At 60.7% G+C, this 21,981-nt stretch carries 27 protein-coding genes; 16 read left to right on the top strand and 11 right to left on the bottom strand.

Translation table 11 applies throughout. From position 1 onward, the window contains the following. Nucleotides 1-140: 140 nt before the first annotated feature. The gene (locus BB934_RS36070; RefSeq protein WP_099514576.1) at nucleotides 141-332 is read right to left on the bottom strand and encodes a hypothetical protein; all 192 of its coding nucleotides are present in this window, start codon (nucleotides 330-332) and stop codon (nucleotides 141-143) included. 136 nt (nucleotides 333-468) lie between these two features. After that, nucleotides 469-732, bottom strand: coding sequence for a hypothetical protein (locus tag BB934_RS36075; protein ID WP_099514577.1), 264 nt, complete (start codon nucleotides 730-732; stop codon nucleotides 469-471). A gap of 630 nt (nucleotides 733-1,362) precedes the next feature. On the opposite strand from BB934_RS36075, the gene BB934_RS36080 reads away from it, so the two are divergent. The 8 genes from BB934_RS36080 to BB934_RS36110 all read left to right on the top strand — a co-directional run bounded on the left by BB934_RS36080 (nucleotide 1,363) and on the right by BB934_RS36110 (nucleotide 4,675). After that, on the top strand, nucleotides 1,363-1,545 hold the full coding sequence (locus tag BB934_RS36080; RefSeq protein ID WP_099514578.1) for a hypothetical protein: 183 nt from the start codon (nucleotides 1,363-1,365) through the stop codon (nucleotides 1,543-1,545). Nucleotides 1,546-1,602: 57 nt separating this feature from the next. Beyond that, the gene (locus tag BB934_RS47845) at nucleotides 1,603-1,791 is read left to right on the top strand and encodes a hypothetical protein (RefSeq protein WP_157934533.1); all 189 of its coding nucleotides are present in this window, start codon (nucleotides 1,603-1,605) and stop codon (nucleotides 1,789-1,791) included. A 385-nt stretch (nucleotides 1,792-2,176) separates the two neighbouring features. Further along, nucleotides 2,177-2,920: a Crp/Fnr family transcriptional regulator gene (locus tag BB934_RS36090; protein ID WP_099514579.1), complete on the top strand. Its 744-nt coding sequence runs from the start codon at nucleotides 2,177-2,179 to the stop codon at nucleotides 2,918-2,920. Then, a complete protein-coding gene (locus BB934_RS36095) occupies nucleotides 2,917-3,183 on the top strand; it encodes a hypothetical protein (protein WP_099514580.1) in 267 nt (88 codons plus the stop codon). Before BB934_RS36090 ends, BB934_RS36095 begins: the two co-directional genes overlap by 4 nt. 86 nt (nucleotides 3,184-3,269) lie before the next feature. Further along, a complete protein-coding gene (locus BB934_RS36100; RefSeq protein WP_099514581.1) occupies nucleotides 3,270-3,545 on the top strand; it encodes a hypothetical protein in 276 nt (91 codons plus the stop codon). A gap of 144 nt (nucleotides 3,546-3,689) precedes the next feature. Next, nucleotides 3,690-3,896: a DUF6894 family protein gene (locus BB934_RS36105; RefSeq protein ID WP_099514582.1), complete on the top strand. Its 207-nt coding sequence runs from the start codon at nucleotides 3,690-3,692 to the stop codon at nucleotides 3,894-3,896. A 33-nt stretch (nucleotides 3,897-3,929) separates the two neighbouring features. After that, nucleotides 3,930-4,097 carry a hypothetical protein gene (locus tag BB934_RS47850; RefSeq protein ID WP_157934534.1) on the top strand — a complete coding sequence of 56 codons (168 nt, stop codon included), beginning with the start codon at nucleotides 3,930-3,932 and terminating at the stop codon, nucleotides 4,095-4,097. Nucleotides 4,098-4,438: 341 nt separating this feature from the next. Next, on the top strand, nucleotides 4,439-4,675 hold the full coding sequence (locus tag BB934_RS36110; protein WP_099514583.1) for a DUF6894 family protein: 237 nt from the start codon (nucleotides 4,439-4,441) through the stop codon (nucleotides 4,673-4,675). 127 nt (nucleotides 4,676-4,802) lie between these two features. Here the strand turns inward: BB934_RS36110 and BB934_RS36115 are convergent, their stop codons facing one another. Further along, nucleotides 4,803-5,858, bottom strand: a complete 1,056-nt coding sequence (locus tag BB934_RS36115) for an AraC family transcriptional regulator (protein WP_099514584.1) — start codon at nucleotides 5,856-5,858, stop codon at nucleotides 4,803-4,805. 384 nt (nucleotides 5,859-6,242) lie between these two features. On the opposite strand from BB934_RS36115, the gene BB934_RS36120 reads away from it, so the two are divergent. Then, the gene (locus BB934_RS36120) at nucleotides 6,243-7,541 is read left to right on the top strand and encodes an ISNCY family transposase (protein WP_099514585.1); all 1,299 of its coding nucleotides are present in this window, start codon (nucleotides 6,243-6,245) and stop codon (nucleotides 7,539-7,541) included. A 135-nt stretch (nucleotides 7,542-7,676) separates the two neighbouring features. On the opposite strand, the gene BB934_RS36125 is transcribed toward BB934_RS36120, so the two are convergent. Then, complete coding sequence (locus BB934_RS36125; protein ID WP_099514586.1) at nucleotides 7,677-7,931, bottom strand: DUF6894 family protein; 255 nt, start codon at nucleotides 7,929-7,931, stop codon at nucleotides 7,677-7,679. A 449-nt stretch (nucleotides 7,932-8,380) separates the two neighbouring features. Here BB934_RS36125 and BB934_RS36135 point away from each other — a divergent pair, with 449 nt between their 5' ends. After that, nucleotides 8,381-8,737, top strand: coding sequence for an energy transducer TonB (locus BB934_RS36135; RefSeq protein ID WP_157934535.1), 357 nt, complete (start codon nucleotides 8,381-8,383; stop codon nucleotides 8,735-8,737). Nucleotides 8,738-8,792: 55 nt separating this feature from the next. On the opposite strand, the gene BB934_RS36140 is transcribed toward BB934_RS36135, so the two are convergent. Next, entirely contained in the window at nucleotides 8,793-9,932 is a 1,140-nt protein-coding gene (locus tag BB934_RS36140; RefSeq protein ID WP_099511657.1) for an IS630 family transposase, read from the bottom strand. A gap of 58 nt (nucleotides 9,933-9,990) precedes the next feature. Between BB934_RS36140 and BB934_RS36145 the strand changes: the two genes are divergently transcribed. The 5 genes from BB934_RS36145 to BB934_RS36165 all read left to right on the top strand — a co-directional run bounded on the left by BB934_RS36145 (nucleotide 9,991) and on the right by BB934_RS36165 (nucleotide 14,265). Further along, nucleotides 9,991-10,269: a LexA family protein gene (locus BB934_RS36145; RefSeq protein ID WP_099508982.1), complete on the top strand. Its 279-nt coding sequence runs from the start codon at nucleotides 9,991-9,993 to the stop codon at nucleotides 10,267-10,269. Between the two features lie 164 nt (nucleotides 10,270-10,433). Continuing rightward, nucleotides 10,434-10,856, top strand: a complete 423-nt coding sequence (locus BB934_RS36150) for a helix-turn-helix domain-containing protein (protein ID WP_099511489.1) — start codon at nucleotides 10,434-10,436, stop codon at nucleotides 10,854-10,856. Continuing rightward, entirely contained in the window at nucleotides 10,820-11,395 is a 576-nt protein-coding gene (locus BB934_RS36155; protein ID WP_237050334.1) for an IS630 family transposase, read from the top strand. Before BB934_RS36150 ends, BB934_RS36155 begins: the two co-directional genes overlap by 37 nt. Before the next feature lie 66 nt (nucleotides 11,396-11,461). After that, the gene (locus BB934_RS36160) at nucleotides 11,462-12,667 is read left to right on the top strand and encodes an IS701 family transposase (RefSeq protein ID WP_237050104.1); all 1,206 of its coding nucleotides are present in this window, start codon (nucleotides 11,462-11,464) and stop codon (nucleotides 12,665-12,667) included. Nucleotides 12,668-12,969: 302 nt separating this feature from the next. Further along, nucleotides 12,970-14,265 (top strand): ISNCY family transposase, encoded by a 1,296-nt coding sequence (locus BB934_RS36165; protein WP_099511638.1) that lies wholly within the window; start codon nucleotides 12,970-12,972, stop codon nucleotides 14,263-14,265. A gap of 100 nt (nucleotides 14,266-14,365) precedes the next feature. Here the strand turns inward: BB934_RS36165 and BB934_RS36170 are convergent, their stop codons facing one another. From BB934_RS36170 to BB934_RS36180, 3 genes are all read right to left on the bottom strand, one after another. After that, nucleotides 14,366-14,620: a hypothetical protein gene (locus BB934_RS36170; RefSeq protein WP_099514589.1), complete on the bottom strand. Its 255-nt coding sequence runs from the start codon at nucleotides 14,618-14,620 to the stop codon at nucleotides 14,366-14,368. A 103-nt stretch (nucleotides 14,621-14,723) separates the two neighbouring features. Beyond that, nucleotides 14,724-15,350, bottom strand: coding sequence for an HAD family hydrolase (locus BB934_RS36175; protein WP_099514862.1), 627 nt, complete (start codon nucleotides 15,348-15,350; stop codon nucleotides 14,724-14,726). A gap of 174 nt (nucleotides 15,351-15,524) precedes the next feature. After that, on the bottom strand, nucleotides 15,525-16,154 hold the full coding sequence (locus tag BB934_RS36180) for a hypothetical protein (RefSeq protein WP_099514590.1): 630 nt from the start codon (nucleotides 16,152-16,154) through the stop codon (nucleotides 15,525-15,527). Between the two features lie 113 nt (nucleotides 16,155-16,267). Between BB934_RS36180 and BB934_RS36185 the strand changes: the two genes are divergently transcribed. Beyond that, the gene (locus BB934_RS36185; RefSeq protein ID WP_099514591.1) at nucleotides 16,268-16,714 is read left to right on the top strand and encodes a hypothetical protein; all 447 of its coding nucleotides are present in this window, start codon (nucleotides 16,268-16,270) and stop codon (nucleotides 16,712-16,714) included. Here BB934_RS36185 and BB934_RS36190 read toward each other — a convergent pair. From BB934_RS36190 to BB934_RS36200, 3 genes are all read right to left on the bottom strand, one after another. Then, nucleotides 16,711-17,730, bottom strand: coding sequence for an IS1595 family transposase (locus BB934_RS36190; protein ID WP_099514592.1), 1,020 nt, complete (start codon nucleotides 17,728-17,730; stop codon nucleotides 16,711-16,713). The two genes, BB934_RS36185 and BB934_RS36190, sit on opposite strands and share 4 nt — an antisense overlap. 296 nt (nucleotides 17,731-18,026) lie before the next feature. Beyond that, complete coding sequence (locus BB934_RS36195) at nucleotides 18,027-18,821, bottom strand: inositol monophosphatase family protein (protein WP_335645654.1); 795 nt, start codon at nucleotides 18,819-18,821, stop codon at nucleotides 18,027-18,029. A gap of 701 nt (nucleotides 18,822-19,522) precedes the next feature. Continuing rightward, nucleotides 19,523-20,905, bottom strand: coding sequence for an HTH domain-containing protein (locus BB934_RS36200; protein WP_099514594.1), 1,383 nt, complete (start codon nucleotides 20,903-20,905; stop codon nucleotides 19,523-19,525). Nucleotides 20,906-21,981 lie beyond the last annotated feature (1,076 nt).

Raw genomic sequence — 21,981 nt, forward strand, 5'->3', positions numbered from 1 at the left:
CCCTTGCTGACGTGGACATCGGCGATGCAACGCGCCGATTGTCCCGAGGCGTTCCCAACTTTTTCCCGTATGTTAATCATTCGACGGGTGGAGCTTGGCAGTACTCTGCGAGCTGTGCGCGCAGCATTCTGTTGGCTAGCTCATCGGTCATGAGAGAGTTGTTGGAGTTCCTGCCGGTGCTTGTGGGCCCTCTGGAGCGCCTCGGCGGCGCGCCGCTCGTGGAACGAACGCTGGAACTCGGTGTAGGCCTGTCGCGCATCGGCAATGTGCGTCTGGGCCGCGGCCTCGCAGGCTCTGATGAGGGAGCCTAGTTTATCGCGAACCTCGATCATTGTTCCTCCTCCCGGATTGCCCCTGCCAATCTCTGCAGGCTTTTGAGAAGGGCTCACGGTGCCTCTCTCGAAGGTGCGCACAAGCAGGGCGATTTGAGATGTGTTTTACGGGTTACTCGGCCTAGCTGCGCTGCCTTCAGGCCGCGAAGGACTGGCGATGCTGCTGCCGCCGCAGCGTTTCCAGGAGGTCCACATAGGGCTGGCGTTTCTCCCAATGGGCGGCTCTGATCGTACTCCTGATGTGCTCTTTCAGCTTTGGCTCGAGAGCTCTTGCCTCGACGTTTTCCAGTTCGACCTCGGCAGCAAAGTCAATGTCGCCAAGTCTATGGAGGACCTCTCTCATCATGGCGTCAAGGCTCGGCGAGTACACGGGATAGGTCTGGTGAGACTTACTGGGCATGGTTTCCTCTTGTTGTTCTTGCTTCTTGGCCCAAGAAATGACGGCGTCACCTTGGATTAACAAGTGCCGAAGGGGTGGGTAGGATTACGACGGATTTTTACCTACTCCCTTCGAGAGCGCTCAGTCGAAGCGCTCGCCACCCCTGCTGGATGTAGCCATTTGGTGCGCGTCACCGGGGCGCGATTGAGGCCACATCAGCCAGCTGTGCAGAGGACGTGAACGGGATTTACCGAACCAAGCCTAACCGGACTGCGCAACAAGCTAAGTCGAGTGTGGGCAGTTGCCTTCTGGACCCTTGCGGAACAATCCGTGGGGAATTTCCGACTGGTGCCCGTTAGAGCCAGACGGTAACTCAGGCGACTGGCAGGCAGCGACAGCGCCTGCGGTTTAGGGAGAGAGTTGCCCAGAGAGGCAGCGATACGCCACATCGCTCGAGGAGCGGCCTATGGGGGTGGCACGGATGTACCGCCACCCCCGAAACCTCAACCCCTTCCGCAAAAGGTCAGGCGAGCGACGATCCCACCATGGCGGGCGCGATTGGGTTTTGTCGGGCAATCCTCAATAGCATGGACGGACCTAGGCCAATGGACAAGGCTGCGAACGATAATCGAGGGGCTGACCTCATCTATCTTGTCCACGACACTGGCCAACATTGATGTCGAGTATGAATTCGAACTGGCCCGGCTCCGGGTAACCGCCAAGCCCGACCTCAGAGCAATGCTCATGAACACGGTGCGCCAGCGCCATAGGGAGCGCCGGGCTTCCTATGTCCGCGAGATCGCGGAGCTGCAAAAGCGGATGAGTCGGAAATAGTATCGCATTAACCGTCGCGATCGATTGAACGAAGGGAGCAAGGCCAGAGGAGCACAGATGCCGCAAGCCCTTGTACCTAACCAGCCTCTCATATCAGGGACCGAAGGCACCGGACCGGTGCCGCCGGGAACAGGAAGGGTGGAGCAACTGATCGAATGGATCGGGCTCGCGATCTTCGTCGCGCTGGCGGTCAGTGCCGCTGTCATCCTGATCCGAAACCGCCGGGGGACAACCGGGAAGCATTGACCAAAATACGACCCGTCCTTGCTGGGGCTGTTCGCGGAGGAGGGCTTGGTAACTTAGCCGATCGGCGGCTACTGGGCCGCCGCCAGCAGCAAGATCAGGATGACTTTTGGCGTCCCGGTCGAAGGTCCGCAGTGGCACGGCACCGTCAGATTAACGGAATGGAATCAGGGGTCGCCATATGAGGCGATATGACGAAGTCCCGTCCTGCATTGTACGCCCGCCACCGCTTCCCTGCCGAGGTGATCAACCTCGCGGTCGGGCTGTACTTCCGCTTTCAGCAGCCGGCCATTGTTCGGCACAATTGCGGCTCGGCACCGTTATCGTCCCGTTAGTTTCAGGCGATCGAGGGCGCCCTCGCTGAAGGTGTTCGACAGGAAACGCAAGGATGGTTGCTGCTGCTCACTCCCCGCAGACCCTGATGATCCGCAAGCTGGACAGTATCTTTCCTCTCTCCGATGAGGAGAAGCGCGTACTCCAGGATTTGCCGGTGCAGGTTCAGGCGCTCAAGGCTGACCACGACATTGTGCGCATCGGCGACCGCCCCTCGCACTCCTGCCTACTGCTGGAAGGTTTCACCTGCGTCTATAAGCTGACCTCGGACGGCAAACGCCAGATCATGGCCATTCATGTTCCCGGCGACACTCCGGACCTGCAAAGCCTGCACTTGAAGGTGATGGACAACAGCGTTGCCACCATCTGCCCGTGCACGGTCGGGTTCATCCGACATGACGACCTGCGCCGTGTGTGCGAGCGCTATCCCCGGATCGCCGCCGCCTTCTGGCGCGAGACGCTGGTGGACGCCTCGATCTTCCGGGAACGGCTGCTCAACGTCGGACGCCGTGAGGCTTACACCCGGATGGCGCATCTTCTCTGTGAGTTTCGGGTGAAGCTGAAGGCGGTCGGGCTGACCGAGGACGATACCTTCGATCTGCCGCTCACTCAGGTTAAACTCGCTGACGTCATCGGTACCAGCACGGTCCACGTCAACCGGGTTCTCCAAGCTCTTCGGACCAATGGTCTGATCCAGACCAGGGGAACGCAGGTGACCATCCCTGACTGGGAGAGGTTGAAGGAAGCGGGCGAGTTCGACCCACTCTACCTTCACTTGGAGAGGGAGGACGCAGCATGAGCCTGACCTTTCAGCCAGTGCGGGTGGACACCGGCTTTGAAGAAGAGGGTGTGCTGGTATTTGACGAGCACCGGCGGCTCACAGCTGTGCTGGTTCATCTCTCGGATCAGCACGAGATTGCTCCAGGGCAATGGTTTCTGGAGTCAGGCTTTGGTCCGCTCGACGACGTCAGCCATCCTGCCTTTGCTGATCTCAATGCGGCACACGACTGGATCAGCCAGCGCCTTGCCCATCGGGCTTGGAGCAGCTCAGCAGTTCCATAGGGGCACCTTCTGCGAAATACGCGCCTTGATGATGACAACCGGCACTTTCGGGAGCAGTTTCAGGTCAGAGTGCCAGAGGTGCACCTATGGTCAAAGAGCGTACGTTGCTGAAGCAAGCTGTAGATGAATTGGCAACGCTGGAACCGCGCGGCGACGATCCAACTCACTATCAGGCTGAGCGTTACACCTCGGCGCTGGCAGAATGGTCCAAGCGCCTCGCCATAAGCACGCTCGAACTCAACCAGCTGGTTCTCATCCGGAAGCTGTTCGGGGTCGGAACAGATCCTAGCCTCCCATCGTTTGAGCCTTTCCATACTGGGGGTTATGCGAAATGGCGCGGGCTGTCCAAAATGGTCAAATGATTGACCCAAGCGATCAAGCACGACGCTCTGGTCGAGTTAAATTGAGACTATGGAAATGACGTCCACCAGTCAAAACTTAAGCTAGTTGATGGCGAGGCGCCGCAAGCGTCCAGTGATTGATCCAGACAGGAACGGGGTCGCATCTTGCCGCGCTACTTCTTCCATACCCTTATTGACGACCGGCTGATCTGGGATGCGGCCGGACAGGAATTGCCGAGCCTCTTGAGCCTCGAGGATCGAGAACTGACCCTGGCCGTCTGGTCCGAGGTGTTCGACCGGCAAGGCCGGGTAAGCCGGAGTTTCGTGATCACCGACGAGATCGGCAAGGTGCTGTTCGTCACCTCTCGATGATTGTCTTTCCCCCTCTGGATGAGGAGAGCCGCGATGGTGAGGTTTCCGATGTTCGGGTTTTCACGCCGGGTCGAGGACACGGTGGCGCGGGCCATGGCCATCCTCAAGACGCGGGAGGACCATACGTCCAGACAGCTCTTGGCCCGCCCTTCAACACCGGCGGTCAAGCCCATAAAGGCTCGCTACTGGCGTCAGGAATGACAATCTGTTCGCAGAAATCGGCTCATCGGAAATTTGCCGCCGAGAATGAAACGCGCAGCCAGGGGCGTCTTGGACCCTCAGCCAGGGCGTCTTTCCCGCTTTGGAGGCAATGGAGCGAGGTCGGGATGATACGCAACGCGCCCGGTACACGCATTATGAAACCGCCAAGATAAACTTTCCGTAGCGGCTTCAGCGCGGTTTCATACTGCGCGTTATGCGAAATTGCGCAGCTCTACGCGCGAGTGCGACGACAGGATCACCGGATGGGAGTAGAATAGGCCGAGCAGCGTTGTCCTGACGCTTTGATGAGCGCCGCCAGCCCATCATGAGGGAGAGCGGCCATGCCTCGCTTGTTCTTTCACGTCCGGTTCGACCACCACAGTCGGAGCCGCGACGAGCTTGGTCTCGACTTCCCGGACGTGGAAACCGCCTGCGCCGAAGCAGTCCGCGCGGCCAAGGATCTCAGAGATGAGTTCGTGGCTCAGGGGCAGAACCTGCGGGACTATGTCATTGAGGTCGAGAATGTCTCCGGCGAGCTGGTTTTTCGGCTGCCGTTCTCCGAACTGTTTGATGCTTGAGCTGGGGCGGCGGTCGCTTCCCCACAACAAGGTTGTGGGGAAGGGCCAAAGCAAACAGGATGGTGCGGGCCTGAGAACAGAAACACGTTGTGAATGGCCCAGGGTGTGCCTGGACTCGGGGCAGAGCCTAGAGCTCATCATCCGTGTCGCTGTGGCTCCGCCACGTTGTCGGCGTCTGGCCCGACCAGCGCCGGAAGGCCCGGGTGAAGGCACTCGCTTCCGAATAGCCCAGCGCCGCCGCGATCTGGGCGAGCGGCACTTGGGTGTCCTGCAACAACTGGCGCGCAATCTCGAACCGGATCTCGTTCGTGATCGCCCGATAGCCCATGCCACTGCTCTTGAGATGCCGGCTGAGGGTGCGCCGGTGCATGTTGAGCAGTTCAGCGATGTCGTCGGCTGAGCAGTGATTGCCCGTCAGCCGCGTGCGCAGCAACCGCCGGATGTCGTCCGAGAATGCGGAGCCTTGCGCGCCTTTCAGTTGCTGGATCTTCTCCTCTAGCATCGCCCGCAGCATCGGATCAGCCCCAGCAACCCGCCGATCCAGATCGCGGGCCGGGAAGACAATGCTGGCGCTTTCCTCATTGAACCTGATCGGGGCTCGGAACTGGCGTCGATACGGCTCCTGATCCACTGGAACGGTCTGGGGTAACAGAACCTCACTCGGGTCCCAGCCCGATCCGCACAGGGCCCGTATGGCGTTCACGGCAACGGCCAGCGATCCGGCCGAGATCTGATCGGCACTCTCGGCCTTAGGCTGGTAGACCGAGAAGGTGAACAGGGCCGTGTCCTGGCTGATGTTGAGCGACAGCACGGCGCCCCGGTTCTGGATTCTCAGGTTCTCCACGAGAGCACGCATCGCATCTCCCAGGGTCTCGGAATGCTGCATCAGACGCCCGACCAAGCCCAGCGACAGGACCGTGGCGCGCTGGCCGACCAGGAGCCCGAAATGCGGACAGTTCGTGCGGGCCACGCACAGGGTCAGCAGCCGGCCCAAGGCCACATAGGAGATTACGTTCGTGCCGTCGTCGAAGAGGCGTGGATCGAGCCCGGCCTCCCGGATCACCGGATCGGGATCGAGGCCGAAGCCGCGTAGGGTCGGGGCGATCTCCTTTGAGACGCCCAGGTGGATGTAGCCGGGGGGAAGTGTTCGCCGAGGGGCAGCCATCTCGTTGGTTATCGCCATGCCTCCTCACAGAAGTCGAGATTGACGAACTTGAGAGGGGGCTCAAGAAGCGCAAAGTCCGCAGGTACCAAAGTGGCCTGGAGTCGGTTGGTATGATGAGCGGCGGTCACAGGGATGGTTGGGCAGTGGACATGGCTCTCTCCCGTCTCAAGGCGGGAGCACAGCAGTGTCTCTCAGTCGTCTGCGCCCGAACACGTCGGCAGACGATAGATCTAAACGATTTAGCAGTTCCATCGTTCAGATTTATCGGTCAACAGTTAGACACTATGTTCCATAAAGGCGCTTCTGCGAATTATCCGTGTAGACGCAATATAGAGATGACACCCCTCTGCAAAGTTCAAATGGCACTCTCCTGCTTTTCGGGGTTGCAGGAGGACGTGCCGCATGACGGTGGTGTCGATGAGCGCCAAGGAGTTTTCCCAGCTGGATGTGCTGATGGATTTAGAAGCCCGTCGGGTGACCGTTCGGGACGCTTGCGGCCTGCTCCGGCTCAAACGCCGACAGGTCTTCCGGCTGTTGAAGGACTTCCGGCAGCACGGAGCTGCCAGCCTCGTGTCGAAGCGGCGTGGCCAGCCCGGCAACAACCGCCTGCCGCAGCCGGTCCGTGATCTGGTCATGACGCTCATCAAGGAGCGCTACGCCGACTTTGGCCCGACCCTGGTGGCCGAGAAGTTGCTTGAGGTTCATGACTGCCGGGTGTCACGGGAGACCCTGCGCAAGTGGATGATCGAAGACGGTCTGTGGCTGGATCGCCGCCGGCGCCTTCCTTCGGTTCATCAGCCACGCAATCGCCGCGAGCGCAGGGGCGAACTGATCCAGATCGACGGCTCCAAGCATTGGTGGTTCGAGAACCGTGGCCCACAATGCACGCTTCTGGCTTATATCGATGATGCCACCAGCCAGCTGATGCATGCGGCTTTCGTGCCCTCGGAGTCCACCTTCGATTACCTGCGCGAGACGCATGAATACGTCACAGCCCATGGCCGTCCGATCGCCTTCTACTCGGACAAGCACGCCATCTTCCGGGTCAGCAACACAGAGGCTGAAAGCGGCGACGGCATGACCCAATTCGGGCGGGCCCTGCATGAACTCAACATCGACATCCTCTGCGCCAACACACCGGCTGCCAAGGGCCGCGTCGAGCGCTCGTTCGGCACGCTGCAGGATCGCCTGGTCAAGGAGATGCGCCTTGCCGGCATATCGACGATCGAGGCAGCAAACGCCTTCCTGCCGGGGTTCCTGGCCGATCATAACCGGCGTTTCGCCAAGGAGCCCATCAGCCCCTCGGATGCGCACCGTCCGGTGCCGCAGGACATGGTGCTGGAGGATATCTTCGCCTGGAACGAGGAGCGCACCATCACCCGCAATCTGACGCTCCAGTACGACAAGGTGCTGTTCCTGCTCGAGCCCACTGAGCTGACGCGCCCTCTCGCCCGCCAGCGTGTGACGGTGATCGACTATCCGGACGGACGGCTGGCGATCCGGCACAACGGGGTCGACCTGCCATACCGCACCTATGACAAGCTGCGGCGGGTGACGCATGCGGCGATTGTCGAGAACAAGCGCCTGAGTGAGGTGCTGGCCTATGTGGCGCAGCGTCAGCAGGAGCGGGACGAGCAGCGCTCGGCCAAGGCGCCGCGCCGGCGGGGGCAGGGTGAGCGTCACATGTTCAAGACACCGTAAGGCGCCCCGGCGGAGCAACCCCGACCAGCTCCGCCGGGGCGCCCTCCCCAACCGGTTTTAGACCCAGGGTGTCATGTCAACTTTGCACGCTAAGTGCCATTTCTGGATTGCGCCGAGACGGTGGCGTTTAATTCATCACCCATACGCGAGCGCGCATGCCTCCCGACGAATGGTCATGGAAATCGTCACGGTCAGCACCCGCTCGCCATGCTCATCTCTAACCTCAACCATGATCTCGGGGGCATGACCCTTCGGCAACCGGTCCCGTCCGAGCTCAGCCGCGCTGTTAGCAGCCTCGGCGGCGGCTTCGTCCAGGCTGTCGAATTCAAGGCCATCGTCATCGCGGGTGAAGCTGTCACCTTCCCGCACGTCAAAATAGAAGCGTGCCACTGTTCCCTCCTGATGGGTGTCTACAAACTCATTGGGAGGCTGATTGTTCGTAGTTCCATAAATGCTTATCGGAAATTCCTGGTCCGCATGATCCGATTGCGGATCATCGAGAGAGTGCCGAGGAGGAGGGCGCCGACGACCCCGCCAATGGCTGGATCCCTGACCAGATGGGGGTCGTGCGTTGGGCTCATGACCATCTGGCAGCAGCAGAACAGTGCCCCAACCAACATACCGAGACTCGCCCCGAGAAGGGCAGAGTCGACAATGTCCGTTTCAATTGGAGCCGGTTCCTGGTCCATGCCATCTTGTAACACAGCCATCCCCGTGTCCTGAGGAACGTGTTCGATAAAGGACATTACGCGCAATTCGCGGACAATCTTCTCACACCTGCGCGAAGCCGCTAAGCTGACCTCATCCGCTTATCTGCGGAGCGGAAACGAGGAGCTTTGATGCGTAGTCTCAGACCAGCAGCACTCATGTTTGTCTTGATGGGAGCCATTCCGGCTCAGGCGCTTTCGAAGAGCGAGAAAACCGCGCTTGTGGGTATTCTTGTGGCCCAGATCGCCCGCTGCTACTCCCCCGCACCAGGCCAAACAGAGGCGGCCATCATCAAGCTGCATTTGGAGCGGAACGGCAGCGTCGCTGACCTCCAGGTGCTGGAGCCGCAACCCAACTCCGAGACCAACCAAGCTGTTATCCAGGCGGCTGAACGAGCAATCCGGCGATGTGCACACTTCGAGATCCCAGCGAAGTTCGGTGCCTCTTATGATCTCTGGAAGCGCGTGACGATCCAGTTGGGCCGCTGATTTAGCGAAAGTTGGAGGGTATTATGCGAGCGGTGCTAGATCCTCGGCACAGTGATCATGACCTTTTGGCGAGTGGCTCGAGAGGGCCGGGTTTGGGATAGGCGCGGCCCATTTTGGCCCGGGCCTTTTCGGTCGTGAACATCCAGGTGATGCGTGCGCCGGCGGCGTTACGCTCGCGCTCCCAGGCAGCGATTTCCCGCTCGAGCTCCTCGCGCGTGTCAATACGCCGATCCAGGCACTGGCCCTTGAGCACCCCAATCTCGATCTCGACCATGTTCAACCAACTCGCATGCTTGGGGGTGTAGTGGAACTCCAGATGCTGCAGGAGGCGATGCGCCTCGTCAGGCGGGAAAGCCTGGTAGAGCGAACCGGGCGTGTGCGTCGACAGGTTGTCCATCACGACCCGGATCCGCTCGGCCTGCGGAAAGTCGACATCTACAAGTTCGCGCATGCACCGGGCGAAGTCGCATGCCGTGCGTTGCTCGCTGACCTTGACCCGGCGCCAGGGCCGATGCGCGTCAAGGACTACGAACAGGTTCACCGTACCACAGCGGCGATACTCATAATCGACCCGCTCGATCTGCCCGGGCGTGGCCGGGAGCGGCTGACGCGTCTCGCCGATGAGCTGGACTGGGCTCTCATCAAAGCAAACCACCGGGTGCTGCGGATCGGACGGCTCGGCGTAGAGATCAAGCACGTCCTCCATGCGGGCGACGTATTCGCCATCAATCTTCGGAACGCACCACATCTTCTGCCGCCAGGGCTTGAGCGCGTTCTCGCAGAGTCGCCGGCGCAGCGTCTCCCGCGACAGGCTCTCATGTTGGGTGAGCCGCACGATCTCGCCGGCCAAGAGTTCCAGCGTCCAGCGGGCCCGGCCCGCGGGCGGCTTTGCGCAGGCGGTTGCCACCAGCAGCGCCTCCTCCGGGCCTGAGAGCTTGCGGGCGGCGCCGGGACGGGGCTCCTCGCTGAGGGCCCGCTCCAGGTTGCCCTCCACGAAGCGGCGCTTGGTCCGATACACGGTCGCGCCGCCGACCGCGATACTTTGGGCAATCGTCTCGTCTGGCACGCCAGCATCGGCCGCCAGCAGGATCTGCGCGCGCTTGAGCGTGCGAGCGGCCTGCTTGCCGCCGCTGAGCATCGCCTGGAGGTTGGCACGCTCGGCCTCGCTCAGCTCAACCCGGTAGCATATGTTCATCTCGGCCTCCCGCATGAGAGACCCAGCTGAATCAGCCGATGAATCGAGCGTGTGGCGAATGTCTGAGAAAAGCTTCACTGACAGGCAGGGCCAGTACCTGGCCTTCATTGATGCCTACACCCGCGTCCATGGCCGTCCCCCGGCCGAAACCGACATGCAGAGCCATTTCCAGGTCACTCCGCCTTCCGTGCACCAGATGATCCTGACCTTGGAACGCGCCGGCTTGATCCGCCGTCAGCCCGGAGTGGCGCGAAGTATCGAGGTGTTGGTCGCCCCCGAATGCCTGCCCCTCCTCCGCCATCCCCAACCCGTCAAATCCTCTGGGCCGAGGATCTAGTTGGGTCATTCGTCGGCGTGTTCATTTACCAGTTGCTCTCCGGCAGCTCGTTTCTCGCAATGCTTCCGATGTATTTGGCGTGTCTTCTAAAGCGCTTTTGATCTGGACTTGAATCGCTTCGGGTGGTCTGTGCGTTGACTGGGATATGGCCCGGGAGGCAAACCATGCCCCAGCCCTATTCTCCTGATCTGCGTGAGCGTGTTCTTGTCGCCTGTGCGCGTGGCGACCTTCCTCAGGTTGAGATTGCCCGCCGCTTCCAGGTCTGCCCCGCCACCGTCTCGAACTGGCGCCGCCAAGAGCGCGAGGAGGGCCGACGCTGTCCCAAGCCGCACAGCGGCGGCGTGCCCTCGCGCCTGGATGCAGCAGCTCTGGAGGTGCTGCGTCAGCTCGTGGCCGAAGACAATGACGCGCTGCTGCGCGAGTACCGCGAGCGCCTGGCCGAGCGAACGGGCGTGACGGTGTGTCTGGCGGTGATCTGCGAGGCGCTCAAGCGGCTCAAGCTGCGTCCGAAAAAAAGACCCTTCGGGCGGCCGAGCAGGAGCGGCCCGAGATTGCCGCCGAGCGCGAGGCTTACCGCCAGCAGATGAGCGAGCTTCCCGTGGAACGCCTGGTGTTCCTCGATGAGAGCGGAGTGACCACCAAGATGGCCCGCACTCATGCGCGAGCGCCACGTGGGCAACGCGCCTATGGGTCAATCCCGCTCGGCTCGTGGCAGCGGCTGACGGTCTTGGGCGCACTCGCCTGTGAGGGCCTGGTCGCTACGATGAGCATCGAGGCCTCGACCTCGACCTCCGTGCTTTTGGCCTATCTCGAGCAAATCCTGGTACCGGCCCTCAAACGCACCAAGCCGGATGCCATTCTGGTGTTGGACAACCTGCGCCCGCATCGGGCCACAGAAGTGCGAGACCTGCTCGCGCAGGCCGGGATCGGGCTTTTGTACCTGCCGCGCTATTCCCCGGAGTTCAACCCGATCGAGCCCGCCTGGGCCAAGATGAAAGAGCGGCTCAAGGCGAAAGCGCCTCGCACTCTTGAAGCTTTGGAAGCGGAACTCAAACCCGCCCTCGACACCATCACCGCAAAGGATGCCCGAGGCTGGATCAGGCATGCCGGCTATGCCCTACACTGATCCCAAAAGCGCTTTAGTACTACAGCCGGGCATTGTGCGTTGTCTTAGACACGGAGGTGTCGCGCCATGACGCACATGACCGAGGCTCACTGCTGGGCTGATCAACTGGATGATCTCTGCACCCGGATTGCTCCCCGTTTCGCCCGTATCGAACCGCGCCGACGCGCCCGAGCCTATCTGCAAGGGCTGCTCGCGCCGCTCAAGCGCAAGAACGGCTGGCACCTGGCCGAAGCGGCCGGTGATGCCAGCCCCGATGGCGTGCAGGACTTTCTTGCCCGCATGCACTGGGATGCCGATGCGGTGCGCGATGACCTGTGTGCCTATGTGGTCGAGCACCTCGGCGATCCCGAGGCCGTGCTGGTGCTCGACGAGACCGGCTTCTTGAAGAAGGGCGACAAGTCGGCCGGCGTCAAACGCCAATACTCCGGCACCGCAGGCCGCATCGAGAATTGCCAGATCGGGGTGTTTCTCGCCTATGCCAGCCGGCACGGGCATGCGCTGATCGACCGGGCGCTGTACCTGCCCGAGACCTGGGCCTTCGATGCGGCACGGCGGACGGAAGCGGGCATTCCGGAGGAGGTTGACTTCACCACCAAGCCGAAGCTCGGGCAGGCGATGCTCAAACGGGCGTTTGCGGCCGGGGTGCCGTGCACGTGGGTGGTGGGCGACTGCGTGTATGGCGCCGATTCCCAGACGCGACGCCTGGTCGAAGCGCATGGGCGCGGCTACGTGCTGGCGGTGACCTCGGCCCAGCGGCTCGGGTTCAAGCCCGTCGAGGATTGGCTCGAGGACGTGCCGGCCAGAGGTTGGACGCGGCTCAGCGCCGGCGATGGCGCCAAGGGGCCACGGCTGTACGATTGGGCCTATCTGCCGTATCGCACGCCGCCGGTGCCGGGTTGGAAAACCGGGCTGCTGATCCGGCGCAAGAAGGGCCGCCCGCATCAGTTCACGTTCTATCTCACCCGTTCGCCGGAGGAGACGCCGCTCTCTGAGCTGGTGCGGATTGCGGGTCAGCGCTGGCGGATCGAGAGCTGCTTCGAGGAGGCCAAGGGCGAGACCGGCTTGGACGAATACGAGGTGCGCTCGTGGACGGGCTGGTATCGCCACATCACGTTGGCCATGCTGGCGCATGCGTATCTCACCGTCGTGCGCCAGCACGCCATCGGGGGGAGAAGCCTCCGTCGTGCGCGCCGCGGGGTTGCTGCCGCTCACCGTGCCGGAGGTGCGGCGGCTGCTCTGGCATCTGGTGTGGGAGCGGCCGCCTTCGGTTGAGGCGGTGGAGCATTGGTCGACGTGGCGTCGGCGGCATCAGCAGCGTGCTCGCGAATGTCACTGGCGCAAGCGCACCCGCCGCCGTAAATCCCGGCTGTAGTATTAGGTTCCTGGCTAGGGACCAAGTTCCGGCCGTTGCGCTCCCGCTCAGCAAAAGAGCAGCCATTAAAGAATGACACTACTCAGGTTCCGTAAACGACCTTATCGGAATTCGGAGTGTAGAACCCCGTTAGAAAGGTCACTCCTCTCCCCGTTACAAATGTCACTCTCCCTGGGTGATGGTGCTGGGGAGATTGGGTCTGATGACGGTGATCGGGATGAGCCGGCCGGAGATCGATCGGGTTCACATTCTGCGGGACGTCGTGGCGGAGCGAATTACGGTGCGCGAAGCTGCCCAACTGCTGCGGATCACACGGCGCCAAGTGTTCCGATTACTCAAGGCCTATCAGACCGGTGGTCCCACGGCCTTGGTGTCGCGCCGGCGCGGCAAGCCCAGCAACCGCTCCTACCCGGCGGCGCTGCGGACCGAGGTGCTGGCGCTGATCACAGCCAACTATGCCGATTTCGGCCCGACGCTCGCCTGCGAGAAGCTCGCCGAGCGGCACGGCATCGATCTGGGTGTCGAGACGATCCGGCGCTGGATGATCGCGGCGGGTCTCTGGCAGGAGCGCCGGCAGAAGCTCAAAGGGGTGCACCAGCCGCGCTATCGGCGCGACTGCGTCGGCGAACTCGTCCAGATCGACGGCTCCGAGCACTCCTGGTTCGAGGATCGCGGCCCACCCTGCACGCTTCTGGTCTACATTGACGATGCCACCAGCCGGCTGATGCACCTGAAGTTCGTCGAGACCGAGTCGACCTTTGATTATTTCCGATCGACCCGGGAGTACCTGGAGGCCTACGGCAAGCCGGTGGCGTTCTACTCCGACAAGCATGCCGTCTTCCGCGTCAACGGCAAAGGAGCGGTGGGCGGTGACGGCATGACCCAGTTCGGGCGAGCCCTGCATCAGCTCAACATCGACATCATCTGCGCCAACTCGCCCCAAGCCAAAGGCCGCGTCGAGCGCGCCAACGGCACCTTGCAGGACCGCCTGGTCAAGGAGATGCGACTGGCTGGGATCTCGACCCTTGAGGCGGGCAATGCCTTCCTGCCGGCATTCATGGCGGACTTCAACCGCCGCTTTGCCAAGGCGCCCTACAGCGACAAGGACCTGCATCGCCCGCTCAGCGAGGACGATGAGCTGGATGACGTGTTCGCCTGGCGGGAGGAGCGGACGGTCTCGCGCAATCTGACCCTGCAGTACGACCAGGTGCTGTTCATTCTCGAGCCGAACGCGATCACGCTGTCCCTCGCCCGCCAGCGGGTGACCGTCTATGACTATCCGGATGGGCGCTTTGCCATCAAGCACAAGGGCCTGGAGCTGCCCTACAGGCCCTTTGACCGACGCCAGCAGGTGGATCAGGCGGCGGTCGTCGAGAACAAGCGGCTGGGTCCGGTTCTGGCCTACATTGCCGAGCGGCAGAAGGAGCTCGACATGAGCCGGAGCAACAGCGCCCCGCGGCGGCGCGGCCAAGGCAAGAGCCTGTTCAAGGTGGGTTGAGCTCTCAGCAGTCACTCCCCGGAGGTGACATCTCTAATGAGGACAATCAGAGACTTGTCTAACGAGTTCTGACACGGAGCCGCGAGAGTGGAGGTTTGGATCAAACCCTGAGGCGACTAAGGCAGCCTGCCCGAGCCTTCACATCCTGGATGAAGCCGTCCAAATCCATGTGATGCGCGTCGCGGTATAGCCGCCAGATTGCTTCGCCCCGCAGGTCAGTGCTCTCAAGGTCCATGAGGATCATGAAGCCGGCGAACGGATCCTGTACGATCCGTCCCAGAACACAGGCAGCGCCCACGTTGCCGGCAGCAAGCTTTCCGACGGCTCCAGCGAGGGTGTCTGAGGCTTCGAGCATGTGCCGACGCTATCGTTCCCGTCCGTCACCGTCTAGAGATGTTTAGGCCCAACCTAGAACGCAACCACTCAGGTTCCGTAAAGGCAGTTCTGCGAAATTCGGCTCACGACACTTGGAGCTTGTTGACAGCAAATTTGGTCGGGAAATGCTCCTTGAGCACGTCCAACAGAGACTCCTCGCCAGCCCAAAGAATGGCCTCCCATCCGTAGGCTCGGGCCGCGCGGACGTTCTCAGGGGTGTCATCGATCAAAAGAATGTCAGCCGGCAACAGCCCTACCCCTGACGTGGCGCTCTGGAAAAAGGCTACGTCGGGTTTCTTTGCGCCGATCTGGGCCGAGTACTGGATGCCATCAACGGTGTCGGCCAAGCCAAGCGTGTGCATGAGATATTGCGCACGCCGATGCTCCTGATTGGTGGCGAGGTGGACCTGAAAGCCCCCAGACCGAACCGTTTGGAGATCCTGAAGCAGCCGGTGATCGAGGCGCGCGTCTTGCTCGAACCAGTATTCAATGAGCCGATCGGCCGTGACGTGGGGAGCAATCCTTTCCAGCACCTCCGGCAACCGATCTTCCAGCCTGGCCCGGCCAATCACGATGTCGTTCCAATGGCTGTCAAAGAACTCCCGGTGCAAGTCATCAGTCCGCAACCCCAAATCAGACTCGAGGAATGTCGACCAATGGCGGCCGTCCTCGGGCCTGCCCCTGATGAGGACCCCATCAACATCAACCATGAGGGCTTTGGTCACTAGGCGCTCCTCTCCGGCTCTAGAACGGCTCGAAGTTGAAGGAATGACCCATTTTTCACAAGCACTCACTCCATAAATGGGCTTCTGCGAAATTTGCGGGCTATTTTCCGGCCAGGGCTTTGTAGAGGTGAGCCACCAATTCGCTTTCTCAAAGCGTTCCTACCTGCGGGCGAAGCGGGCTGTAATCCTGAGTTTGTTCGGAGACATATCCTCACAGGCAACATAATTTCTATGGATGTGTCTCAGGACTTCCGTGTCGCTTTCTAGCTTTGCCTCGCCTGACATCGTGCCGCTGACAAGAATTGGCCTATCATAACTGCGGCTAAATGCTTCTGAGTTGATGAACTCACCAATACGGGAGCAGCTTATAGGGCTGTAAAAATCTATCTTGTATTCGACAGTAAGCGGACCACGACTCCACTTGTGACCTAAGATCAAGTCGCAGGACTGAGTTTTCAGCTCATCAATCCAGACCAGATGTCGATCATCACTTTCGGCCTTCTGTAGATTGGCTTGCAGAGCCTCTTTGAAGAGCTGGTACGTCTGATCATTGCATTTGCGTTTTGGAGCAAAACTATGAGCGCGTACGCCTGTATCCAGATGGAGGATTGTTCTTTCGATATAGCGATCAATAACTTGACCGATATCGCCGAGCCGCCACGTGCCGATGTCATAGCCATGGATCGTATTCGCCGCAAAAGCACTGTTCCCTTTGGGGTCTATGGCTACAAGGATAAAAGCTGCGATTGAAAGGTAGCGCAGGGCTACCTTGCTCTTCCAAGCCATCATGTTGGAACCTGATCTTCGATCTAGTGGATTGTTCCGGCATTCGGTAGCAAAAACCACCAGACATGATTGAGCCCATCCGGTAGCTCCCGGCTCCATTTCTGGAGCGGAGCAACGTGAGCGTTGAAGAGGAACTGAAAAGGAAACGCGCCGAGCTGCTTGGCGAAGTCGATGAGCTCGTACTCAGGATCGAGACCCTCAAGAAGCAGATCTATGCCATCGATCAGGTGATCGCTATCTACGACCCGGCACATGCACAGAGCCCGACCTCGAAGATGGGGTACAAGCAAGCTAGACAAGCGATCCCGCTCCCGCCCGAACTGAAACAGCTCAACAAGACCCAGGCAATCCTTGAGGCATTGCGTGAGGCCGGGGAGCCATTGTCATCGGCCGACTGCACGAGCCGGATTGCCGCCAAGCACGGGGTAGCAGCCGATGACCCGGCGCTTGCCCGTTTCGTCACGCATGTCTCGGCTGGCCTGAACTCGCTGGTGAAGCGCAAGCGCGTTCGGCATGTCGGTACCGTCGACGGACGGAAGAAACTCTGGGAGATCGCTGCCTAGCGAGGAGCCGCCGGGTCGCCCACCCAGATCAACTCCGGCGGCTTGTTGCCCTGCCAATAGCCGCACAGGTACCGAGACATTGGCCTCCGGAGCGCCTGTGAGAGCATGGAGCGGGTCAGCCAACCATTGCTCATCCGTCGCGTGTCCTCCCTCCACGCGAGGTCGGCGACGTACCAGTCGAGATACCGGGTCCAGAAGCGATGGTGGACACCCACGTAGGCTCGCTGGATGCGGCTGAAGAAGCTCTCGACCAAGTTGGTGTTGGTGCCGTCCTCGGAGGAATACGCCTTCGAGTGGTTCACCCGTCTCATCCGGTTGAGGCCGACGAGGTCGTTGTAGCTACCGTGCTCGTCCGCAAAGACCTTCGCGTCGCGCGACACGTGATCTCGGACAGCGGCCCAGGCAGCGTTACTGTCCTCCTCGCGGATGATGCGAGTGAAGGTCTGGCCGAGGAAGCCCCGTTGGCGGATCGCCAAGGCGCAGAGACGGTCCGGGCTACGGTTCTTCCTCAGCCGACGGTCGACGCAATCCTCGGCCTTGTTTTCGGGACGGACATGCCCGCCCGCATACTTACCATCGATCTCGACCTCGCCCTCAAGGACCATCTTGTCCCTGCGTGAGGCCACGACCTCCCTGAGCTTCATCAGGAGCACCCATGCGGTCTTGTACTGGACGCCAAGTTCCCGCGAAAGCTGGAGGGCGGCCTTGCCCTTGACTGAGTTGGCGGCAAACCAGATTGCCATGAGCATCTTCTTGAACGGCAGCTTGCGCCAGGCAAAGGCGGTACCGGACGTGACGGTGAAGACGGCCTTGCATTCCTTGGCGGAGCACTTGAAGCGCTCCCGGGACATCTCATAGCACCGCAGGTTCCCACAGTGAGGGCAATAGGGCTCGCCGTCCGTCTCAGGCCAGCGGGCCTGCCGGAACCACTTCTTGGCGGTCCTCTCCTGCATGCTGGCGAGTTCGGTGATGGTCAGGTCGCGCACCTGGGGCGACAGGAGGAAGTGCTGCCCCATGGCTCAGCGCCTCCCTCGGGACGAGGAAGTGCGAGCGCGGTATTTCCCAGCCCCCGACGACGATCGGGATCGTGAACTCCGTGGAGGCGATGGCGAAATTCATGCTTTGGCTCCGGCGGCCGGGAGTGGCCTTATCTAGGACAGCGGCAACGCTTGGCGACCCGGCTTGGGATCGCGGCGTTGCGGGTAGGTGCTGTTATATGAGCCTTTGCATGGCCACGCTTATGCCAGGAAAAGAAGCCGGAGTCGATCGGAAAATTCCGAGCGTCGGGATGCATAGATCTCTTGATGTAACACTATGTGTCTAGCAGTTCCTTGCGCACGGTGTCCCATACCTCTCGATTCTGAGCCGCTAGCAGGCCAGGCTGCTGATCTGAGGGATGATATCTGGAGCCATCAAGGCGAGCGACCCACCCTCCAGCCTCCGACACCAGCAAAGCGCCAGGGGCGTGATCCCAAGGCAGCAGCCGCCAGAACATCACGAAGTTCTGGTTTCCTGTCGCAACGGCCGGGTAGTCCACACCTGAGCATCTCGCTCCTGGCAGAATGGCAGAAAACCGCGACGAGTTTGCAGTCACTCGCTCTTTCATCGGTTCCGGCAGGAACCGGGTGAGAACCGCCCCCCGACAAGAGGCGACGCTCGGAAATGACGACTCCGTTTGGACGCGAGTCCCGTTGATGAAGGCTCCAGCGCCAAGGGAAGCGACCGCGAGCTGGTCGCTAACGGGATCGAGGAGCCAGGCAGCAACAGTTTGCCCATGGCGTAACAACGCAACCATGACCGAGAACTCAGGTGATCCAGCAACGAAATTCGCCGTTCCGTCGAGTGGATCGACGAGCCAGACATCGCCTTCATCAAGTTCATTCATCAAGGCTGGTGTTTCTGCGGCTGCCTCTTCCCCGACCACCCGTGACCCGGGCAGGAGCGACATCAACCGGGGTGCAATGATCCGCTCTGCTTCACGATCTGCAATTGTGACCACCTCTCCTGGTGTCTTCTCCTCAACCTGACCTGCATGCAGCTTCTGAAAGCGGGGAAGAACTGCCTCGGCAGAGGCGTGTCGAAGTACGGCAGAAACCTCGTTGATCAACCCAGAGTGCATAGCCCCCTCAAACTTGTTTCTGACTCTCGTACTGTAAGATTTGTTCGTGAAAGGAGATGTCCTTCAATGCCTTACTAGAGACTGGTGGCTTTTGCTACCGAATGCCGGATTGTTCTTTCGCTATTTAGCCTAGCCTACTCAGGTTCCGTAAACGGCCTTCCGCGAAATTCTTGCCCTAAGGCAACGGCTCCGCGCTCGGAAGGTCCTGAAATTGCACTCGGCAGACCTTAGCAGAAGGTCCGTGTTCGGGCCATGAACGGAAGCTCATGCTTGAGTCAGACTTCTGTGCAAATCGAGTCAAACTTTTCCGCATTTGAGTCAGACTTATAGGTTCTGAAACACACTGTTCAGAAAGCTAAATGTCTGACTCAAAATCAGCCTATTCCCCTGATGACGTGACACCAAAAGCTTGATCCAAATTTCAGAAAAGGCTGACTCTCGGGGATACGGGTAACAGTAAAGCCCGACTCACTCGGTGTTGCACTCAATCTTGAGAGCGCACGTCTCATACCCCAAGCGAAGCGGACCTTCCGGCAGATCGGCTCTTGGGCCCCTCTGACCCCAAGGAGACGTTCAGGTGTTCCACTTCCGACTTGTATGGGTTTCGGCGCTGAGCACGACACGTGCCGTCCCGCCATCTTGGTCGGCAGGACGACACCCTGTTCAAGTGCTTCGGTGAGGGGAGGCTCTCACGCCGCCTTCGAAGCCTGCTGCGCCGTCAGCATCTCGATCTGCTCGTCTGCCCGTTTCGCCGCGGGGCGATGAACGTGCGGCTCGATATAAGCCTCGAAGACACGGCGCTTCTCGATCATGCCCGTCGCCATGCCCCATTGCAGGTGGCTGGCGAGCAGGACGTCGGCGGCCGTGAAGCGGTCGCCTGCCACATAGATGCGGCCCTCGAGCCAGGCGGAGAGCGTATCGAGCACGCGCGGATAGGAGCCGTAACCGAAGCGCATTTCCATATCGGACGAAGGATCCCAGCCGATAGCGTGGTTGGAGGCGGCAGGTTCCAGGCAGCCGACGGTGAAGAACAGCCAGCGGTAATAATCCCCCCGATGCTGGGGCTCGGGCGCAAGGCCCGCCTCGGGGAAGGCATCGGCCAGATAGGCGCAGATGGCGGCCGCCTCCGTCACGATGATCTCGCCGTGCTGGATCGCCGGCACCTTGCCCATGGGATTGACGGCGAGGTATTCCGGCGCCTTCATCGTGGCCCCGTAATCCAGCACCTTGATGGTATAGGGACGGCCGATCTCCTCCAGCATCCAATGCACGATGCCGCCGCGCGATTGCGGATTGGTATAGAAGACAAGGTCTGCGCTCTTGGTTTGCGTGCTCATGGGTGTCTCCTTGGTGTTGTGTGAATGGGAGACTGAATAGCGCATGCCACTGTCAGATTCTGGCAGCAGCGTTTGCCGCCATTCCTTCATGAGCTGCCGGCGCGGCCGGGGCAGGCGCTCGGGCAGGATCTCCGCCGCCTCGATGCGGTCGGTGCGGAAATGCCGGAAGCTGTCCCGCAGCTCGCACCAGGCTACCAGCACCCGGGTCGATTCGAAGAAGCCGATCGACACGGGCCAGATGATCCGCTCGGAGCGCGCGCCCTTCTCGTCGGTGTAGCTAATGGACAGCTTGCGCCCTTCGTTCAGGGCGCGCCTCAGATGCGCGAGATCGACGGGTTGCGGCCGGTCCCAGCCATGACCGACCACCAGGGCGTCGTCCTCCATGCGCTCGCGCAGGTCGGCGGGAAGGACGGCGGCGACTTTGGCCATGACGTTGCGGGCCGCCTGTGCCATCCCTTCGTCGGTTCGCCGCCCGACCCATTGCAGGCCGAGCGCCAGCGCCTCGATCTCCTGGGCGGAGAACATCAGGGGCGGGAGCAGGAAGCCGGGCTTCAGCACATAGCCGAGCCCCGGCTCGCCCTCGATCTGGGCCCCCATGGCCTGGAGCGAGGCGATGTCGCGATAGAGCGTGCGCAGCGAAATCCCCGCCTCCTGCGCCAGCACCGCCCCGCTCACCGGGCGGCGGTGACGGCGGAGGATTTGCAGGAGGTCGAAAAGGCGTTCGGCGCGGGACATAGGCTCAAGCGTAGCACGGGATGCTGTCAGATTGTGACAGCAGGATCGGGATATGCTGTGGGTGATGGGAGGGTGGCAGATTGTTCCAATCGTCATTAACACGGTGGTCATGTCGGCCCGATGGCGTCCCGTGGAATGCGACTGTCTAAGGACGAGATAAACGACCTGAGTCCTGCCAGGCCCGAAAGGGGAGGAAAGTCTCGCGCCTACGAAAGCTGTACAGGATGATCTTCTTGCGCGCCGCGTCGCAAGTCACCGTACCGCTCCGCAGTATCAGCCCGACAGCCTCCCACGCAGGCAGGTTACAGCATTATGCGTTGACCGTTAAGGTTCTCCTCTGGGGAAGGCGAATGCTTGGTGCCGAAGCTAGGAGATATGATTATCCGGCGGCCGTGAGGCCTTCACCCCCACCGAACCCGGTATCAGGTCAAACAAATCTGGTGGCGTTTGCTACCGAATGCCGGAACGATGAGGACAGGAATTGAGGCCTGCACAAGTAGACCTCGTTTGATCGAGCCGCTACAAGGCGTTCTACCGAGCGGCACTGGAGATCGTGCATTAGATGTCGAACTATAAGTTTTCAGGCGCAACTATGAAAAACAACACGATTTCTAGCGGCCATCTCTCAACAACGGAACTCGACAGCTTTATCCTCCGAAACGCCGAAGAACTTGCTTTTCCACCTTCCAGATGGGAAGCGGATACTCTTGCGGAAGTTCTGGCTTTGCCTCGTGTCGTAGTCACGCGGCCTCCAAACGCAGATTTGTTTGCGAGCGGCATGCGCCCGAATGATTGCCATTTGAACTGTGCCGCGCAGGTAGCGAATGACACCGAAAGGCGGAGTCGGCATGTTTCGGGATGGTATATCCACGGTTCCAACTTGATCCTCCATTAGGTAGTGGAAATAGGAAGCCAATGGTTTTGCCTGACGCCCCAGATCGTCAAAACACCTTCTCGATTCCAATTCATCCCGGATGCGCTGATCGAGTGGCAGGATACAAGCGACGGCAAGGCTCGCGACGCATTTCGGTGTGGGAGAAAGCTCCCTCAAGCGCTTCGCAAATATCCTGAACTTC

Source organism: Microvirga ossetica, from assembly GCF_002741015.1.
Lineage (GTDB): Bacteria > Pseudomonadota > Alphaproteobacteria > Rhizobiales > Beijerinckiaceae > Microvirga > Microvirga ossetica.